Genomic DNA, 16,311 nt, shown 5'->3' on the forward strand with positions numbered 1-16,311 from the left:
GCATCATGGCTCACGCACCGCAAATCAGAATCCCCGCCACTTACATGCGTGGTGGCACCAGCAAAGGCGTGTTCTTCAGCTTGCAGGACCTGCCCGAAGCGGCCCGCGTTCCCGGCTCGGTCCGGGATGCTTTGCTGCTGCGGGTGATCGGCAGCCCCGATCCATACGAGAAGCAGATCGATGGCATGGGCGGCGCGACGTCGAGCACCAGCAAGACCGTGATCCTGTCCAAGAGCACCCGAGCCGATCACGATGTCGATTACCTGTTTGGCCAAGTGTCCATCGACAAGCCGTTCGTGGACTGGAGCGGCAACTGCGGCAACCTGTCGGCGGCGGTCGGTTCATTCGCCATCAGCAGTGGTTTGGTGGACGCCAGTCGCATCCCACAAAACGGCGTGGCCGTGGTGCGGATCTGGCAAGCCAATATCAGCAAGACCATCATCGCCCATGTGCCGATCACCGACGGCGCGGTGCAGGAAACCGGTGACTTCGAGCTCGACGGCGTGACCTTTCCGGCGGCTGAAGTGCAACTGGAATTCATGGATCCGGCGGCCGAGGAGGAGGGCGGTGGTGGCTCGATGTTTCCCACCGGCAACCTGGTGGACGACCTTGAGGTGCCTGGTGTTGGTACCTTCAAGGCGACCCTGATCAACGCCGGCATCCCGACGATTTTCATCAATGCCCGGGACGTTGGTTATACCGGCACCGAATTGCAGGGCGCCATCAATGGCGATCCGAAGGCCCTGGCCATGTTCGAAACCATCCGTGCCCACGGCGCCTTGCGCATGGGCCTGATTCAGCATCTGGACGAAGCCGCCCAGCGCCAGCACACGCCGAAGGTGGCGTTTGTCGCACCGCCGGCGGACTACCTCTCCTCCAGCGGTAAGGCGGTCTCGGCGCGGGACGTCGATTTGCTGGTGCGAGCACTGTCCATGGGCAAACTGCACCACGCGATGATGGGCACCGCGGCGGTCGCCATCGGCACGGCGGCGGCGATCAGCGGCACGCTGGTGAACCTGGCGGCCGGCGGCATCGACCGCACCGCTGTGCGCTTCGGCCATCCCTCCGGCACCTTGCGCGTCGGCGCCGAGGCCAGCCAGGTCAATGGCGAATGGACCGTGAAAAAAGCCATCATGAGCCGCAGCGCGCGGGTATTGATGGAAGGGTTTGTGCGGGTACCGGGGGATGTTCTGAACTGACACTTGACCCAGGCAAACCCGTGGTGAACGCGGCGTCTGCGAGCATCCGCGATCAAAACTGTGGGAGCGAGCCTGCTCGCGATAGCGATGGTACAGCCCGCAAAGAGGTTGGATGTGCCGGCCTCATCGCGAGCAGGCTCGCTCCCACAGTGGATTTGTGGTGAGCACAGAATCTGCGAACATCCGCGATTGAACCTGTGGGAGCGAGCCTGCTCGCGATGAGGCCGGCACAGTCAGCATTGATGTCGCCTGATACACCGCTATCGCGAGCAAGCCCGCTCCCGCAGGGGCGCGCATTCCTGCAATCAGCCCCCTGTCAACGCGGTGACGACCAGGTCCACATTGCTCTCCAGCTCCGCCACCGGGTCGGCGGCGTCGGTGCTCAGGACCAGTAACTGACTGCCGCCCTCAGTGATGGCTGCTTTCACGGCATCCGCGGGCTGGCGATGATGCAGCACCCGCTTCACATCGTTGTCTTTCAACGTGGCGGTCAATTGCTTGAGGGCTTCGGGTGTCCATTCGGCGTCGGGCCGGGCATCGGTGCTGATCCCGTCCAGATTCAAGCCGCTTATCAAGTAGCCAAAATGCTCGCTCAGGCTGACCACGCTCAGGTTGTCGGCACTGGCCAGGCGCTTTTCACTCTCGGCGCTGAGCTTGAGCAGGCGCTGCTTGAGCGCCGCCAGGTTGGCGTCGATCTTCGGTTTGGCCGTCGGTGCCAGGCGCACCAGGTCGGCGGCGATGACATCGGCCATCCGTCCCAGGTTATGGCTGGCCATCCACGGTTGGCTCGCCAGGCCATCGACCGATCCCGGTTGCACGGCAATGCCGGGCAGGGCGCCGTCCACCGGGCGGGCGGCATCGACTTCGACGATGCGGATATTGCTGCGGCGGGCCATGGGGTACAGCGGATCGTCCGGCCACAACGAACGCAGCCCGATCACCGCGTCGGCATCGCTGGCCAGCTTGCTCAGGGCCGGCGCGCCACGGCCGCTGAAGTAGGCATTCTGGCGCGTACCGGGCAGATTGGCCGGCGCGGCGCGCTCCAGGCTGACATCGGTGCCCTTGAGCAACGCTTCACCCAAGCCGTAGGTGACCGGCAACGAAGCAAGCAGGCGCACCGGTGTGCCTTCGGCGGCGAAAGAAGGGCTGTTTACCAAACCGCACAGGGCCACGGCCAATGCCAGTTGTCGCAATGAAAAAACCATTTATCCAAGATTCCCTTTGAGGCTGGGGACAACACCCCGGGCAATGGCGGCCAGGGCAAATGCGATGCCGGCCACCAGAATGATCGCGGCACCGGACGGGATCGGCAGGTCGAAGACAATCGGTGCGAGAATCCCGCACAGGGTGCTGACGGTTGCGATCAGCACGGAGCACCAGAAAAAACCTTTCAACGACTGGCTGAGCAGACGCGCCGCAGCCGCCGGAATCACCAGCAAGGCCCCCACCAGAATCGCGCCGATGACCTTTACCGCCGCCACGGTGATCAGCGTCACCAACACCACGAACAGGTAATCCAGCGTCTTGACCGCCACCCCGCGCACCGCCGCCAGTTGCGGATTGAAACTGGCGAGCATGATGCGGTTGTACAGCGGCAACGCCAAAGCCATCACCAGTGAACCGACCACCGCCAGCACCAGCAGGTCATTGCCATTGACCGTCAGCACCGAGCCGAACAGCACGTTTTCCAGAATGTGCACGTTGATCTTGCCCGCCAGGATCAGCAGCAGGCTGGCGCCCAGGGCCAGGGACACCGAGAGGAAAACGCCGATCAGCGTGTCCGGTGCCAGGCCGGTGCGGTTGCGCAGGTAATTGAGCAGGATGCCGAACAGCAGGCAATAGCCGAACAGGCTGCCGTAGGGCCCGGTGTAGGGTTCGCCGAGCAGGATGCCGACCGCCACGCCGGTCAGCGCCGCGTGGCCCACGGCTTCAGAGAAAAACGCGAAGCGCTTGACCACCACCAGGGTGCCGAGGCCACCCAGCACCGGGCCGATCAGCAGCCCGGCCAGCAACGCATTGACCACAAACCCGTAAGCCAGCGCTTCGGGCAGATAGCCGGACGACGCCCAACCCTGGACCATCAAACGAAAGGCTTCGTAACTCATCAGGCGGCGCTCCCGTTCGGGCGTGGATGGGTGGAAAACAGCGTCAGCAAGCGCTCAGGCGTCAGGGTCTGGCGCGGCGGGCCATCGAACAGCACGCGGCGGTTCAGGCCGGTGACGCGGTCAGCCAGGCGCCCGACGGCTTCCAGGTCATGTTCGATCCACAGCACCGTGATGCCGGCCTGGCGCCAGTCTCGCAGCAGTTGTTCAAACACCTGGATGCCGGCCTCGTCCAGCGCCGACATCGGTTCATCCAGCACCAGCAGTTGCGGCGCAGGAATCAGCCCCTGGGCCAACAACACCCGTTGGCGTTCACCGCCGGACAGCGCGCCCATGCGACGCTTGCGTTTGTCCTGCATGCCGACCCGTTCCAGGGCCTGGCCGATAGCGCCGACGTAATGCTTGCTCAGGCCGAGAAAGGCCGGCCGGCGTTGGCACATCGCTGCCATGAAATCATCCACGGTCATAGGCAGGCCGCGGTCGAATTCCAAGGCTTGGGGCACATAGCCGATGACACCGGGCTCACCCGGCCATTGCAGGCTCAAGCGGCCCTGGTGGGGCATCTGCCCGAGCAAGGTCTTGATCAGCGAACTCTTGCCTCCGCCGTTCGGACCCACCAGCGCATGAATGCTGCCCGGCTGCACCTGGAAGGCCACCGCATCGAGAATCGTGGTGCGGCCCAGGTTCAGGCTGACATCGTCGAACTCGATCAAGGGGCCGACGTGTTGCAAGGTGAGCGTTTCCTGGACCGTCATGCGCCGGACTCCTGAATGGCCCGGACCACGGTGTCGAGGTTGCCGGTCATTTCCTTTTCGTACTTCTCGGCGCTGTAGTCGCCGTAGGAAATGTGCGAGAGCGGGTACAGTTTCACCCCCGACTCACGCTGGATGGTGTCGACGTAGGTGGACGGAAAGTCCATCTCCGAGAAGATCACTTTCACGTCCAGTTCGCGCAGTTGGTCGATGGTCTTCTTCAACTGGCTCGGGCTTGGCTCGATGCCATGGGCCGGCTCGACCACGGCGGTGACCTCCAGGCCGAATTCGCGCAGCAGGTAATCGTAGGCGGCGTGGACCGTGGCGACCCGCAACTCGGCATTGGGGGCCTGGGTCAACTTTGCCAGGGCCGCGGCACGCATTTGTCGCAGGCGCTTGCCATAGGCGCGGGCGTTCTGGGTGTATGCCTTGGCGTTGTCCGGATCAAGCTTGCCCAGCTCCCGGGCGATGTTATTGACCTGGGCAATGGAGGCGCTGATGGACAGGAAGGTATGCGGGTTCACGACTTTGCCGGCGCCCCGGGCGGCGATCCCGGTGGCAGCCAGCAGCGGTACGTTTTCATTGGCTTCGATCACGTTCACGTTCGGGGTTTCGCTGGCGGCGATCATCCGGTCGGCGAAATCGTCATGACCCACACCGTTGAGCACGATCACATCGAGCCCACTGATGCGCTTGATGTCCTCGGCACGAGGTTCGTAGGCGTGGGGGTTGAAGCCGGCCGGGATCAGCGGCACCACTTCGGCCTTGTCGCCGACGATGTTGGCCACGTAGCTGTAATAAGGATGCAGGGTGATGCCAATACGCAGGCGCTTGGCCGCTTCGGCGCTGGCCAGTGGTGTGAACAGACAGGCGAGCAGGCCGATCAGCAGGCCCAGCAAAGGGCGGCGTTGAAATGCAATAGACATGGGCAAACGGTCTTCTCTCGAATGAGGACGTGGGGTCAGTGCCGGTGCTGGCGGGTTACGCCGGCGTCGAACTGCGCGACGATCTGCTTCCAGCCGGCGGCGGACAAAGCGGTGTCGTCCAGATCGCTGGAGACGGCGACGCTGTTGCCGCGATTGAGCCAGATGTCCGGGGCGGCGTCGGATGCTTCGCCGATGCGCATCAGAAATGAACCGGCGACGGATGGATTTGCACTGGCGCCGAAGTAGGCCCGGTTCTCCACCTGCTGCCAGACATGTCCGCCTCGGCTGACGGAACTGGCATCCTGAGCGAACGGGGCAAAGCCCTCTTCGGCCAGGATTTGCGGGGTGGGCAGGGACTGTTGCTCTTCGCGTAGCAGACGGATCTCATCCAGGGTCACCCGCAGGTCGGCATAGATGCCTTGCTCGGCAGCGCTGAGATCGCGGCGGGCGTCAACTTGATGGGCAGGCACCTCGCTGACGTCATGGGTTTCGCCGTGCCAGGCCACCACCGATCCGGCCACCAGAATGATGATCAGGCACAGCAGCAACACATACAGGGTTTCATGGCCGGCGCCGGCGGGGCGGATCACTTGGGTGGTGGGATTGCTCATGGGGCCTCGATATCGGCTTGGTCGATTTCCACCACGTGGCCGGGGCCGGCGTCGAAGAGTACGTAGAATTCGGTGTTGGGCTTCTTGAATGTCAGCGTTGAATCGGCGCCAAGCTTGCCCGGCACCAGGATGGTTTCGTCGTAGCCGATCACATCCAGGGTCACGCCGGGCGCGCCACTGCCGTCGGAAAACCCGCCGGTGCACTGGATCTGCTCAGCGTCGATGGCCTTGCATTCACACATCGGGTTATGGGCCAGGGCGTTGCTGCTGGCACCTGCGCAGAACAGCAGCACCAGGCTGTTGAGATAGCCGCGGGCAGTCATGGTTGGGCTCCTTGGGTTTTCAGCCAGGCGATGGTGGCCGGCGAGGCCTGGCTCAGGGGTATGGAAGCCTGGTGCATCGAGCCGTCCCAGCCTTCAAGGGTGATCCACAGTTCGGCGTCGAGCCGGGTCTTTTGCGGCACCGGCAACAAGGCGCCCATGCGATAGGGCGAGCCGAAGAAAATCACCCCGGCGGCCCGCAGGCTGCGAGGTTTGCCGATACGCAGATAAGTAGCCTTGACCTGGCTGATGCAGCTTTGGCACAGCGCGGCGTTGAAGTGCTTCATATGGCCTGCCGGTCCATCGAGGCGTGGCGCTTCGTCGCGAAACTCTGCAAGGCGCAGGCTCCAGGGGCCGACCTGGACTTCACCGACCTCCCGCTCACCCAGCCCGGCATCACCGCGGAACAACGCGGCTTCGGAGAAGTACTTGGGCATGAAACCCAGTGGGATCAGCAATAGCAGTACGTTGAGGTGAAAGCGCCATTTTTGCCAGAACACACTTAGACGCGATGGCTGCGCGGTGGTGGACGGGGTCACAGGTTGCCCTCCGGCGATTCACGGTGGATGGACGGCTGCAACAACGGCGCAGTTCGAGCTTGCCGGGAAGGTTTTTGGCTGCGCTTGAAGGCATTCGCGGTGGCCAGGGCGGTGCGTTTGGTCCAGATCAGCAGCCCGCTGAGGACCATCATGCTCATGATCAAACCGAAGAAGAACCAGATGAGCTTGATCCAGAGGCCGCCGAAGTCCCCGGTGTGCAATGGGCGCATGGATTCGGTGACGAATTCCAGCGCTGTGCGGTCCGACAGCAGTCGCGAGGCGGCGACCTCACCGTTATAGGGATTGATGGTGGCGGTCTGGAACATCAGCGGATACCAACCGCGTCCACCGATTTCCAAGTGGCTGTAAGCGTTGCCGGGCAGGCTGACGAAGCTGGTTTCCAGGCCAGGGATTTGCTGGCGGGCGATTTCAATCGCGCGGTCCAGGTTCAGTTGTGATGGCGCGGTACCGTCGGCTGACAGCGGGACACTTTCACGTGATACCACCGGAATGACCGGTGCGCTGGAAATGGAAATCTGGTTGTCCGACAGCAACGCCTCGATCAGGAACCAGGTACCGGTAATGGAAATGACCGCGATGAACCAGATCGACCAGATGCCGCTGAGCCTGTGGAAATCGCCCCAGAAAATGCGTGCGCCGTGGCGGATCCGCAGGGTCGGACGGAAAAAACCCTTCCAGAAACGCTTGTAGACCACCAGCCCGGTCACCAGGGATGCCAGCAGCGGCAGGCCGAGGAGTGACACCAGGTACCATCCCCAGCTGTAACCATTGGTGAACGGTACCAGCCACCAGCCATGCAGGGCACGGGTAAAACCTCTGAAATTGAACATCGGCGCCGAGCCCTGGACGATGCCGCTGTATGGGTTGACGTAGATCTTGTCGGGGCGCCCGTCGGGGTAGGTCACGCCGACCTCCAGGGCAAAATGCGACTCATCCGGGCGTACGATGCTCTGCACCTGGGTTTGCGGCTGGGCTTGCTTGATGGCGGCGACGACCTGGTCGTAGCTGAGCAGCGCTGCGTCGTCCGAGGGTTTGCTGGCGCGCATCTCGGGATTGACCAGCCAGACGATCTCCTGGCTGACCACCGCCAGCGTGCCGGTGACGCAAACGATGAGGACGAAAAACCAGATGGGCAGTGCCAGCCAGCTATGAACCAGAAACCAGAGTTTGGAGCGGGATTTCTTCGACATGATTTGAACGTCTTGATTCGATGAAAGGCTCGGTATTACGGGCTTCGTAATCCCCTGAACCCTGAAAAGCCGGTCGTGGCTTTTGCCGACGCGACCTGCTGCATCTAATTAAGACGAACGAGCAATGGAAATCCTGAAGCGAAAGATGAAAGAAAATGTTTCGCGTTTGCGAACCGGATGTATTTCCCATCCTGGCTCCAGCAAATCGGCTGGGCGGAAATGTAAAAAAACTGCGGCAAGGGGATGGGGCCCCTCGCCACAAGAGCAGGTTGGCCGTCAGCCCTGCTGTTGAAACATCTCCCTGGCCCGCTGTTCAATCTGTTCCTGAGTCAGATCCTCCTTGTGCGTAGCCAGAAACCACACATGCCCAAAGGGGTCTTTCAAGGTGCCGCTGCGATCACCATAGAACTGATCCTTGACCTCGGAAATCACCGTGCCACCAGCGGCAATCGCTTGGGCGAATGCTTTGTCCACATCTTCGACATAGAGATGCAGGCCTACCGGCACTGATTGTTCGGGGTTACGCAACGGCCCTTGATCACAAGGCGTGCCGAGCATGATCGGGCAATCGCCAATCCGCAGCTCGGCATGACCGACGCCCCCGTCCGGCATGTCCAGGCGCATGACCTCGGTGGCATTGAAGGCTTTTTTGTAGAACTCGATGGCTTCAGCGGCTTTTTGAATGCCCAGGTAGGGCGTGATGCTATGGAAACCTTCAGGAATGGCTTTGACACCCATGACGTTTCTCCTTGTTGTTATGGGGAGGCGAAGAGGGCCTCGCCGATTTGCGCCCATCCACTATAGGACAGCGACTTGGGGGCGGCGCATGACCCGACGAACGTTTCACGGCGTGTCCAGCAGATGCGCTCCCGGCCCGCGCTTGCCCAACACATCGCCCTGGTTACGCAGCGGGCAACCTTCCATCGACAGGCAGCCGCAACCGATGCAGCCGTTGAGTCGATCGCGCAGCGCCATCAAGTGGTTGATGCGCTGATCCAGCTCGCGGCTCCACTGGGCTGAGAGGATCTTCCAGTCGTTCGCCGTTGGGGCGCGGTCGTCGGGCAAGGTTTTCAAGGCGCTGCCGATTTCGGCCAACGGAATGCCAAGGCCTTGGGCGACCTTGATCAGCGCCACACGTCGCAACACTTCCCGTGGATAGCGGCGTTGGTTGCCCTGGTTACGATTACTTTTGATCAGCCCCTTGGATTCATAGAAGTGCAGGGCGGTGACGGCCACGCCACTGCGGGCGGCCACTTGGCCGACGGTGAGTTCCTTGTGGACGTTTATCTGTGTCATCGCCTGCATTCTCTGCTTGACCTTGAGTTAACTAGAGGTTTTACCCTGCACGCCATCGGACCGCAAGATCCGCCCTACGTACAGCGAGGACCTTTCATGCAATCACCAAGGAACAATCAGAGTTTTACCCAGTTGATGGAGTTCGACATCGAACCTCAATGGCAACAGGCGCTGGTGACGGCCCTGTCAGAGCAGACCGAGCGGCTGGCCCGGGGGCATGCAGGATTTCTGAGTGCCAGTATCCAGGTCAGCGAGGACGGACGACGGGTTCTCAACTATTTGCATTGGCAAAACCGCGAGGCGGGCGAAGCGGCGTTTCAGAGTTTCGAGCGTGGTGAGCAGGATTTCTGGCGGCTGATCCAGGCCCACAGGGCCAAGGCCGTGACATTCGGCTCGTTCCAGGTGTTGCGCAACATCGAACGCAGTGCCGACAACGCCCTGCATTGCCAGTTGGTCGGTTAAGCGCAGCGGACGATCCGAGCCAGCAATACCCACTATCAAACGGGTTGATTTCTGCCGCGTGAAGGCGGCGGGTAGCCTTTGTTCATCGCCCCACTTCAGAACATTGGATACTTGCCATGAATCGGACTTTTGCTGTTTTGCTGCTGTTAACGGCCACTGTGTTGAGCGGCTGCGCCTCTTCGTCGCCGGAGTTGCGCCCCTACACCGCCGAAGAAACCCGTGAACTGGCCCTTGAAGCCTTGAATCGCCGGGGCCTGTCGTTTGAGGAATATCACGCGAAAAAAGCCGAGTTGCTCGGTCCTTCGCAGAAAAACGTGGGATTCGACGACCAGGGGCAAATGAGCGCCGAGCGAGCCATGAAGCGGTCTGGGCGGCCGAGCTGAGGACTGTACTGCTCGAAGTTTTGCCTAACTGTCCATGGGTTTGGCTCAGGACGTGGGGTAGGGTCATGACTTGACTGACCGTCCCATTGGATATGCCTGCCATGACCCTTTCGCTTGACCTGTTGCTGGGCTTCGCCCTGTTTGCCCTGGTGACCTCGATCACCCCCGGTCCCAACAACACCATGTTGCTGGCCTCGGGCGTCAATTTCGGTTTCAACCGCACGATTCCTCACATGCTGGGCATCACCTGCGGCTTCTTTTCCCTGGTGCTGGCGGTGGGGCTTGGCCTGGGCGCGGTGTTCCAGACCTACCCTCTGCTCTACACCGTACTGCGCTACGTGGGTGCGACCTACCTGTTGTACCTGGCGTGGAAAATCGCCCACTCCGGGCCGGTCTCTGAAAACCGGCCAGGGGACAGCACGCCCATCAGCTATTGGGGCGCGGCGGCGTTTCAGTGGGTCAATCCCAAGGCCTGGATCATGGCCATCGGCGCCATCAGCACCTACACGCCGCTTCAAGGTTATTTCTTCAATGTGGTGGTTATCGCCGCGGTGTTTGCCCTGATCAACCTGCCGAGCGTAAGCCTGTGGGTGGTGTGCGGCAGCCTGTTACGCAATCTTTTGCGTGATCGTCGCTGGCTGCGCCTGTTCAACTGGGGGATGGCGCTGTTATTGGTCGCCTCGTTGTATCCGTTGCTGCTCGAAAGCATCGGCTAAGGGCTGAGCTTGGGGCGGATGCCTGTTAAGCTCGCTGATCAGTCGCTGTGGTTGATATCCAGAGCCCTTGGTGCAAGCGAACAACACTATTTTACGAGCAGGAGAAACGATGAGTACCGAGCCTTTGACCCATGGACTGGTTCCCCAGCGCCTGGCCCGAATCCGCCAATTGATGAATCGCGAAGGCATTCACGCATTGCTGGTGCCATCGGCCGACCCGCATCTGTCGGAATACCTGCCGGGCTATTGGCAAGGACGGCAATGGCTGTCGGGGTTTCATGGCTCGGTTGGGACTCTGATCGTCACGGCGGACTTCGCGGGCGTCTGGGCGGACAGCCGTTATTGGGAGCAGGCCACCAAGGAGCTTGAAGGCAGCGGTATTGAACTGGTCAAGCTCATTCCCGGTCAGGCTGGCCCGCTGGATTGGCTGGCCGAACAGACGCCTGAAGGCGCAGCGGTGGCGGTTGATGGCGCGGTCATGGCTGTGGCCTCGGCCCGGACCCTGAGCGACAAGCTTCAGGCACGCGGGGCGCGGTTGCGCACCGACATGGATCTGCTCAAGGAGGCCTGGAGCGACCGCCCAAGCCTGCCGAGCCAACCGGTTTATGCCCATCTGCCGCCGCAGGCGACCGTCAGCCGGGTCGAGAAACTCGCCAAGCTGCGGGAAACCCTCAAGGAGCGCGGTGCCCAGTGGCATTTCATCGCCACGCTGGATGACATCGCCTGGCTGTTCAACTTGCGCGGTGCGGATGTGTCGTTCAACCCGGTATTCGTTTCCTTTGCCTTGATCAGCCAGCAACAGGCAACGCTGTTCGTGGCCCTGGATAAGGTCGATGCGTCGCTGCGTGCCGTTCTTGAACAGGACGGCGTGACCCTGCGTGATTACAGCGAAGCGGCGGCCGCATTACGGGAAGTGCCCAGTGGCGCGAGCCTGCAGATCGATCCGGCGCGGGTCACGGTCGGTTTGCTGGATAATCTGGACAGTGGCGTGAAGCTGGTCGAGGGACTCAACCCTACGACGCTGGCCAAGTCTCGCAAAAGCCTGGCCGACGCCGAGCACATTCGTCGGGCCATGGAGCAGGACGGTGCGGCGCTTTGCGAGTTCTTTGCCTGGCTGGAAAGCGCCTGGGGTCGCGAGCGCATTACCGAACTGACCATCGATGAGCACCTGACCGCCGCCCGTACACGCCGGCCGGAATTTGTCTCACTGAGCTTCAATACCATTGCCGCGTTCAACGCCAACGGCGCGATGCCCCATTACCACGCCACGGAGCAAGCCCACGCGGTCATCGAGGGCGATGGCTTGCTGCTGATCGATTCTGGCGGCCAATACCTGGGTGGTACCACCGATATCACCCGTATGGTGCCAGTCGGAACGCCTACCGTGGAGCAGAAGCGGGATTGCACTCGCGTGCTCAAGGGCGTGATTGCCTTGTCTCGCGCCAAATTTCCACGGGGCATTCTGTCGCCCTTGCTGGACGCCATCGCTCGCGCGCCGATCTGGGCCGAGCAGGTGGACTACGGTCATGGCACTGGCCACGGCGTCGGTTACTTTCTCAACGTTCATGAAGGCCCGCAGGTGATTGCCTATCAGGCCGCCGCCGCGCCGCAAACAGCGATGCAGGCGGGCATGATCACCTCTATCGAACCGGGCACTTATCGTCCGGGCCGTTGGGGGGTACGCATCGAGAACCTGGTGTTGAATCGCGAGGCGGGGAGCAGCGAGTTCGGCGACTTCCTCGAGTTCGAAACCCTGACCCTGTGCCCGATCGACACGCGTTGCCTGGAGCCGTCCTTGCTGACCCAGGACGAAAAAGACTGGTTCAACGCCTACCATGCCGAGGTTCAGCGTCGATTGAGCCCGTTGCTAGAAGGCGACGCGCTGCAATGGCTGAACACGCGGACGCAGGCGATCTGACGTAAGGCATCAGCCCAGGGCTTCACGGACGAAGTCCAGCCGATCCTGGCCGAAGAACAGCTCGTCGCCGACGAACATGCTCGGGGCGCCGAACACGCCCCGTTTAATCGCTTCTTCGGTGGTGATCTTGAGTGATTCCTTGACCTGCTCGTTGCTCGTCAGGGCCAGCACATGATCGGGATCAAAATGGCCCTGGTTCAACACCTCCGCGACTGTTGCCGAGTCGTTGAGATTGCGGCCGTCCACCCACAGGGCGCGAAACAGGCAATCGATGAAGGCCTCGAATCGTTCGGGATGGTGCAGTTGCATGCCGGTCACGGCGCGCATCAGTAACAGCGTATTGATCGGGAAGTGCGGATTGAGCTTGAAGTCAACGCCGTAGCGGTTGGCGAAGCGATTCAAATCCTTGAATAGATAAGGCCCCTTGGCCGGCACGGTAACCGGTGACGCATTGCCGGTCGCCTTGAAGACGCCGCCAAGCAGCATCGGACGGTAGATCAACTGACTGTTGGTTTGCGCGCACAGGGTCGGTAGTTGGGTATAGGCCAGGTAGGTGGTCGGGCTGCCGAGGTCGAAGAAAAACTCCACGGATTTGCTCATGGTATCTGCGCTCTTGTTATTGTGAGGGGGGCGGTTTACCAGCGTTCGCTCCAGGGCCGCAGGTCCAGCTCGAAGGTCCAGGCGTCGCGGGGTTGGGCGTGCAGATACCAATAGTTGTCGGCGATGTGTTCGGGATTGAGAATGCCGTCCGCATCCTTGGTTGCATATTTTTCCGGAAAGTTATCGCGAATGAAGTCGGTGTCGATGGCGCCGTCCACCACCACATGGGCCACATGAATATTCATCGGCCCCAGTTCACGGGCCATGCTTTGGGCCAATGCGCGAATGCCATGTTTGGCCCCTGCGAAGGCGGCGAACCCTGAAGCCCCGCGCAGTCCCGCCGTGGCCCCGGTGAACAGAATCGTTCCGCGCTGGCGCGAGGCCATGCGTTTGGCCACTTCCCGAGCATTGAGGAAACCGGAAAAACAGGCCATCTCCCAAATCTTGAAATATTTGCGCGCGGTCTCTTCAAGGATGCTGCAGGGCACGTTGGCGCCGATGTTGAATACAAAGGCTTCAATCGGACCGATCTGGCTTTCGATTTGCTCGATCAGCGCGACCACCTCGTCTTCCTTGCGCGCGTCACAGGCAAAACCATGCGCATCACCGCCCTGAGCCCGAATTGAATCGACCAATGGCGCGAGTTTGTCAGCGCTGCGGCGGGTAACACAGGCCACGAAACCTTCCTGCGCAAAACGTTTGGCTATTGCGCCTCCGGTGGCATCGCCTGCGCCAACAACCAGTACGACCTTCTTGTTATTCATGATTAGCCTCATTGGTAAACGATCGTTAGCTAAACGGACGTTATGCTAAGATCCGGCAAGCGTCAAGGTGGGCAATCAGAGGCCAGATATATGCGTTATTCAGCCAATCACAAATTGGAGACCCGAGAGAAACTGCTCGCCAGCAGTGCCATGTCCGCCAAGAAATCGGGGTTTTCCACTGTCGGTGTCGATGGCCTGATGAAGGCGATCGGCTTGAGCGGCGGGGCGTTCTACAGTCACTTCTCATCCAAGGATGAGCTTTTCAAGGCGATCGTCGAGCGAGAGTTGGCGCAAAGCCTGGAGCGCTTGAGCGGTGAGAAGGTTCTGGACTCACAAAAACTGGAGCGATGTCTCAAGCAGTACCTGAGCATGAGCCACGTCGAACAGCCGGAGGCGGGGTGTGCGCTGCCGGTGCTGGGCGCTGAGATCGCGCGGTCCGATGTGCAGGTGAGGGAGGCGGCGCAAACATGGATCTGTCGTTTGCATGAAAGCTGGGCGCGGATATTGGGAAGCGAAAGCCTGTCTTGGGCCATTCTGTCGCAATGCGTGGGCGCGTTGGTTGTCGCCCGCATGCTGGCCACGCCAGAGATCCAGCGTGAGGTCCTCAAGTCCAGTCATGATGAGATCAGTCGTCGAATAGCCCAGCAGCGGCCCGACTGACCCGCTGCCTATTTACAGATGACGATCATGCTGCGACTGGTATAGCCGGCGGGGTTGAGTCCGAAAGGATAATCCCCCGGCTCCTCGACAGCGTCGCCCGACTTTGCGATCACCCTGTAACCTTTGGGGGCGCATGAATTGGCGGCGCTGGCGGCGCATTGTTCCCAGGACGAGGACAAGCCGGAGCAGTTGATGTGCAAACCCTTTTTACCGCGTTTGACTTCAGTCTTTGTTGTCGCTGCGCAGCCCGCAATTGCAAGCACAACGATCAATATCAAAATTCGTTTCATTCCCGTCCTTATCACCGCCGCGGATCTTATGTCTGCTTGCGATTGTGTTCGCTTTTGCTTTAAGCGTTCGTGACGTCCTGTATGAAAATTCCATGTCTGACATTAGGTTACGGGCTAAACATGGCCTAAATGTGCGGTAAATACCAGAGCTTCGTTAAATCCTGCCTCAATCAACCGCGATGGCGGGCTTCGCGGCGCTACCCATCGTCAGCGTTGCGCCGACTGACGCCAGGATAATGCAGCCAATGGCGGCCCATTGAGCCAGGGATAAGTACTCCTGAAGAAACACCAGTCCTGAGAGCGCACCGAAGGCAGGTTCTATGCTCATGAGTGTGCCGAAAGTACGGGCTGGCATCCGTGTGAGGGAGATCATCTCCAGCGTGTAGGGCAGGGCAGTGGACAGAATGGCGACGCCAATGGCGATCGGAATCAGGCTCGGCGTCAGTAATGCGGCCCCTGCGTGGACGATGCCGATAGGCGCGACGAAGAGGGCCGCGATCATTACCCCCAGTGCGGCGGTTTGCACGCCGTTGTCCGCGCCGGCCTTCTGGCCAAACAGGATGTACAGTGCCCAGCAGAATCCCGCCCCCAGGGCATAACCGGCACCGACCAGGTCGATACCGCTGCTGGTGACTCCGGTGGGTATCAATAGAAGCAGGCCGGTGATCGCCAGGGCAATCCAGAGAAAATCGATGGCTCGCCGCGAAGCGTAAATGGCAACCGCCAGAGGGCCGGTAAATTCCAGTGCCACGGCAATTCCCAGCGGAACCGTTTGCAGCGACATATAGAAAAGAAAGTTCATGCCGCCCAACGCCATCCCGTAGACGATCACGGTGCGCAGGGATTGAGCTGAGAGCTTGGCGCGCCATGGTCGCAGCAACAACAGCATGATGAGGCTGGCAAAGATAAGCCGCAGCGTCGTGGTGCCTTGTGCGCCCACAACCGGGAACATGCTTTTGGCAAGTGAAGCTCCCGACTGGATGGATGCCATGGCAATCAATAGAAGGGCGACCGGGTAAAGAGTGGTTGCCAGGCTGCGATGTGGGAGAGTCATTGCTAAGCGTCGTCCAAGATAAAAGCGGGGGAAGGCTGGTTTGCGCAATATACTGCGCAATCGCAGCGATTCCGTCTATATATAAGGAGGATTTCAGCGAGGTGCTTCTGGCTGGATAGAAAAATCAAATTAAGGGTTGACGGCAAATTCTGGACGTCTATAATTCGCCCCACTTCCGGCGCAGTCGAAACGAAAAACTCCTTGAGTTTCAATGAGTTAAACGATTTTAGGCGGCGCAGGGCTTCAGGTCATCGAGGCTTGGGAAGCAGTTAGTGGGGCGGTTTTCCTGGCTCCGTTAACGATTCGATCTTCTCGATCGAAAGCGTCAAAAAGAGGTGTTGACAGCAGCGAGTAACGCTGTAGAATTCGCCTCCCGCTAACGAGAGATCGGAAGCGCAAGTGGTTGAAGTTGCAGAGGAAACTTTGAAAACTTCTTAAAATAACCGCTTGACAGATACACTGGGCGCTGTAGAATGCGCGCCTCGGTTGAGACGAAAGGCTCAACCCC

General features: G+C 60.5%; 20 protein-coding genes. 6 read left to right on the forward strand and 14 right to left on the reverse strand.

All coding sequences use genetic code 11. The features are described 5' to 3' along the window. The first annotated feature begins 5 nt into the window (after positions 1–5). On the forward strand, positions 6–1,199 hold the full coding sequence (prpF, locus tag CRX69_RS11680) for a 2-methylaconitate cis-trans isomerase PrpF (RefSeq protein ID WP_107322049.1): 1,194 nt from the start codon (positions 6–8) through the stop codon (positions 1,197–1,199). Positions 1,200–1,504: 305 nt separating this feature from the next. On the opposite strand, the gene CRX69_RS11690 is transcribed toward prpF, so the two are convergent. The 10 genes from CRX69_RS11690 to soxR all read right to left on the reverse strand — a co-directional run bounded on the left by CRX69_RS11690 (position 1,505) and on the right by soxR (position 8,956). Next, the gene (locus CRX69_RS11690; protein ID WP_107322050.1) at positions 1,505–2,404 is read right to left on the reverse strand and encodes a metal ABC transporter solute-binding protein, Zn/Mn family; all 900 of its coding nucleotides are present in this window, start codon (positions 2,402–2,404) and stop codon (positions 1,505–1,507) included. Continuing rightward, on the reverse strand, positions 2,405–3,304 hold the full coding sequence (locus CRX69_RS11695; protein WP_047228283.1) for a metal ABC transporter permease: 900 nt from the start codon (positions 3,302–3,304) through the stop codon (positions 2,405–2,407). It abuts the gene before it with no gap. After that, positions 3,304–4,056, reverse strand: coding sequence for a metal ABC transporter ATP-binding protein (locus CRX69_RS11700; protein ID WP_107322051.1), 753 nt, complete (start codon positions 4,054–4,056; stop codon positions 3,304–3,306). Before CRX69_RS11700 ends, CRX69_RS11695 begins: the two co-directional genes overlap by 1 nt. Next, positions 4,053–4,979 (reverse strand): metal ABC transporter substrate-binding protein, encoded by a 927-nt coding sequence (locus tag CRX69_RS11705; protein WP_047228285.1) that lies wholly within the window; start codon positions 4,977–4,979, stop codon positions 4,053–4,055. Before CRX69_RS11705 ends, CRX69_RS11700 begins: the two co-directional genes overlap by 4 nt. Positions 4,980–5,014: 35 nt before the next feature. Beyond that, entirely contained in the window at positions 5,015–5,590 is a 576-nt protein-coding gene (locus CRX69_RS11710) for a DUF6162 family protein (protein WP_107322052.1), read from the reverse strand. Beyond that, on the reverse strand, positions 5,587–5,913 hold the full coding sequence (locus CRX69_RS11715) for a hypothetical protein (protein ID WP_047228287.1): 327 nt from the start codon (positions 5,911–5,913) through the stop codon (positions 5,587–5,589). Before CRX69_RS11715 ends, CRX69_RS11710 begins: the two co-directional genes overlap by 4 nt. Next, positions 5,910–6,449, reverse strand: a complete 540-nt coding sequence (locus CRX69_RS11720) for a hypothetical protein (RefSeq protein WP_047228288.1) — start codon at positions 6,447–6,449, stop codon at positions 5,910–5,912. The genes CRX69_RS11715 and CRX69_RS11720 overlap by 4 nt, the downstream gene beginning before the upstream one ends. Beyond that, positions 6,446–7,660, reverse strand: a complete 1,215-nt coding sequence (locus tag CRX69_RS11725; RefSeq protein WP_107322053.1) for a PepSY-associated TM helix domain-containing protein — start codon at positions 7,658–7,660, stop codon at positions 6,446–6,448. The genes CRX69_RS11720 and CRX69_RS11725 overlap by 4 nt, the downstream gene beginning before the upstream one ends. Positions 7,661–7,936: 276 nt before the next feature. Further along, positions 7,937–8,398, reverse strand: a complete 462-nt coding sequence (locus CRX69_RS11730) for a VOC family protein (protein WP_047228290.1) — start codon at positions 8,396–8,398, stop codon at positions 7,937–7,939. A 105-nt stretch (positions 8,399–8,503) separates the two neighbouring features. Then, positions 8,504–8,956, reverse strand: a complete 453-nt coding sequence (soxR, locus tag CRX69_RS11735) for a redox-sensitive transcriptional activator SoxR (RefSeq protein WP_047228307.1) — start codon at positions 8,954–8,956, stop codon at positions 8,504–8,506. A 96-nt stretch (positions 8,957–9,052) separates the two neighbouring features. Here soxR and CRX69_RS11740 point away from each other — a divergent pair, with 96 nt between their 5' ends. From CRX69_RS11740 to CRX69_RS11755, 4 genes are all read left to right on the forward strand, one after another. After that, complete coding sequence (locus tag CRX69_RS11740) at positions 9,053–9,418, forward strand: antibiotic biosynthesis monooxygenase (RefSeq protein WP_047228291.1); 366 nt, start codon at positions 9,053–9,055, stop codon at positions 9,416–9,418. Positions 9,419–9,534: 116 nt separating this feature from the next. Next, the gene (locus CRX69_RS11745; protein ID WP_047228292.1) at positions 9,535–9,801 is read left to right on the forward strand and encodes a hypothetical protein; all 267 of its coding nucleotides are present in this window, start codon (positions 9,535–9,537) and stop codon (positions 9,799–9,801) included. A gap of 101 nt (positions 9,802–9,902) precedes the next feature. Then, positions 9,903–10,517, forward strand: a complete 615-nt coding sequence (locus tag CRX69_RS11750) for a LysE family translocator (RefSeq protein WP_047228293.1) — start codon at positions 9,903–9,905, stop codon at positions 10,515–10,517. Between the two features lie 109 nt (positions 10,518–10,626). After that, the gene (locus CRX69_RS11755; protein WP_047228294.1) at positions 10,627–12,435 is read left to right on the forward strand and encodes an aminopeptidase P family protein; all 1,809 of its coding nucleotides are present in this window, start codon (positions 10,627–10,629) and stop codon (positions 12,433–12,435) included. Between the two features lie 9 nt (positions 12,436–12,444). Here the strand turns inward: CRX69_RS11755 and CRX69_RS11760 are convergent, their stop codons facing one another. After that, positions 12,445–13,035 carry a 2-hydroxychromene-2-carboxylate isomerase gene (locus CRX69_RS11760; RefSeq protein ID WP_107322054.1) on the reverse strand — a complete coding sequence of 197 codons (591 nt, stop codon included), beginning with the start codon at positions 13,033–13,035 and terminating at the stop codon, positions 12,445–12,447. A 35-nt stretch (positions 13,036–13,070) separates the two neighbouring features. Next, positions 13,071–13,799 carry an SDR family oxidoreductase gene (locus tag CRX69_RS11765; RefSeq protein WP_047228296.1) on the reverse strand — a complete coding sequence of 243 codons (729 nt, stop codon included), beginning with the start codon at positions 13,797–13,799 and terminating at the stop codon, positions 13,071–13,073. 90 nt (positions 13,800–13,889) lie between these two features. On the opposite strand from CRX69_RS11765, the gene CRX69_RS11770 reads away from it, so the two are divergent. Next, the gene (locus CRX69_RS11770) at positions 13,890–14,459 is read left to right on the forward strand and encodes a TetR/AcrR family transcriptional regulator (RefSeq protein ID WP_047228297.1); all 570 of its coding nucleotides are present in this window, start codon (positions 13,890–13,892) and stop codon (positions 14,457–14,459) included. Between the two features lie 8 nt (positions 14,460–14,467). Here the strand turns inward: CRX69_RS11770 and CRX69_RS11775 are convergent, their stop codons facing one another. After that, positions 14,468–14,749, reverse strand: coding sequence for a hypothetical protein (locus CRX69_RS11775; RefSeq protein ID WP_047228298.1), 282 nt, complete (start codon positions 14,747–14,749; stop codon positions 14,468–14,470). Positions 14,750–14,915: 166 nt separating this feature from the next. Next, positions 14,916–15,803: a threonine/homoserine exporter RhtA gene (gene rhtA / locus CRX69_RS11780; RefSeq protein ID WP_047228299.1), complete on the reverse strand. Its 888-nt coding sequence runs from the start codon at positions 15,801–15,803 to the stop codon at positions 14,916–14,918. Positions 15,804–16,311 lie beyond the last annotated feature (508 nt).

Origin of the sequence: Pseudomonas rhizophila, from assembly GCF_003033885.1 — a bacterium.
Taxonomy (GTDB): domain Bacteria; phylum Pseudomonadota; class Gammaproteobacteria; order Pseudomonadales; family Pseudomonadaceae; genus Aquipseudomonas; species Aquipseudomonas rhizophila.

Bases quoted from the DNA above. Each gene is read 5' to 3' on its own strand.
- CRX69_RS11750 (WP_047228293.1), top strand. From the start codon at position 9,903: ATGACCCTTTCGCTTGACCTGTTGCTGGGCTTCGCCCTGTTTGCCCTG.
- CRX69_RS11725 (WP_107322053.1), bottom strand. From the start codon at position 7,660: ATGTCGAAGAAATCCCGCTCCAAACTCTGGTTTCTGGTTCATAGCTGG.
- CRX69_RS11745 (WP_047228292.1), top strand. From the start codon at position 9,535: ATGAATCGGACTTTTGCTGTTTTGCTGCTGTTAACGGCCACTGTGTTG.
- soxR (WP_047228307.1), bottom strand. From the start codon at position 8,956: ATGACACAGATAAACGTCCACAAGGAACTCACCGTCGGCCAAGTGGCC.
- CRX69_RS11765 (WP_047228296.1), bottom strand. From the start codon at position 13,799: ATGAATAACAAGAAGGTCGTACTGGTTGTTGGCGCAGGCGATGCCACC.
- CRX69_RS11710 (WP_107322052.1), bottom strand. From the start codon at position 5,590: ATGAGCAATCCCACCACCCAAGTGATCCGCCCCGCCGGCGCCGGCCAT.
- rhtA (WP_047228299.1), bottom strand. From the start codon at position 15,803: ATGACTCTCCCACATCGCAGCCTGGCAACCACTCTTTACCCGGTCGCC.
- CRX69_RS11730 (WP_047228290.1), bottom strand. From the start codon at position 8,398: ATGGGTGTCAAAGCCATTCCTGAAGGTTTCCATAGCATCACGCCCTAC.
- CRX69_RS11705 (WP_047228285.1), bottom strand. From the start codon at position 4,979: ATGTCTATTGCATTTCAACGCCGCCCTTTGCTGGGCCTGCTGATCGGC.
- CRX69_RS11715 (WP_047228287.1), bottom strand. From the start codon at position 5,913: ATGACTGCCCGCGGCTATCTCAACAGCCTGGTGCTGCTGTTCTGCGCA.
- prpF (WP_107322049.1), top strand. From the start codon at position 6: ATGGCTCACGCACCGCAAATCAGAATCCCCGCCACTTACATGCGTGGT.
- CRX69_RS11695 (WP_047228283.1), bottom strand. From the start codon at position 3,304: ATGAGTTACGAAGCCTTTCGTTTGATGGTCCAGGGTTGGGCGTCGTCC.
- CRX69_RS11760 (WP_107322054.1), bottom strand. From the start codon at position 13,035: ATGAGCAAATCCGTGGAGTTTTTCTTCGACCTCGGCAGCCCGACCACC.
- CRX69_RS11755 (WP_047228294.1), top strand. From the start codon at position 10,627: ATGAGTACCGAGCCTTTGACCCATGGACTGGTTCCCCAGCGCCTGGCC.
- CRX69_RS11690 (WP_107322050.1), bottom strand. From the start codon at position 2,404: ATGGTTTTTTCATTGCGACAACTGGCATTGGCCGTGGCCCTGTGCGGT.
- CRX69_RS11770 (WP_047228297.1), top strand. From the start codon at position 13,890: ATGCGTTATTCAGCCAATCACAAATTGGAGACCCGAGAGAAACTGCTC.
- CRX69_RS11740 (WP_047228291.1), top strand. From the start codon at position 9,053: ATGCAATCACCAAGGAACAATCAGAGTTTTACCCAGTTGATGGAGTTC.
- CRX69_RS11775 (WP_047228298.1), bottom strand. From the start codon at position 14,749: ATGAAACGAATTTTGATATTGATCGTTGTGCTTGCAATTGCGGGCTGC.
- CRX69_RS11700 (WP_107322051.1), bottom strand. From the start codon at position 4,056: ATGACGGTCCAGGAAACGCTCACCTTGCAACACGTCGGCCCCTTGATC.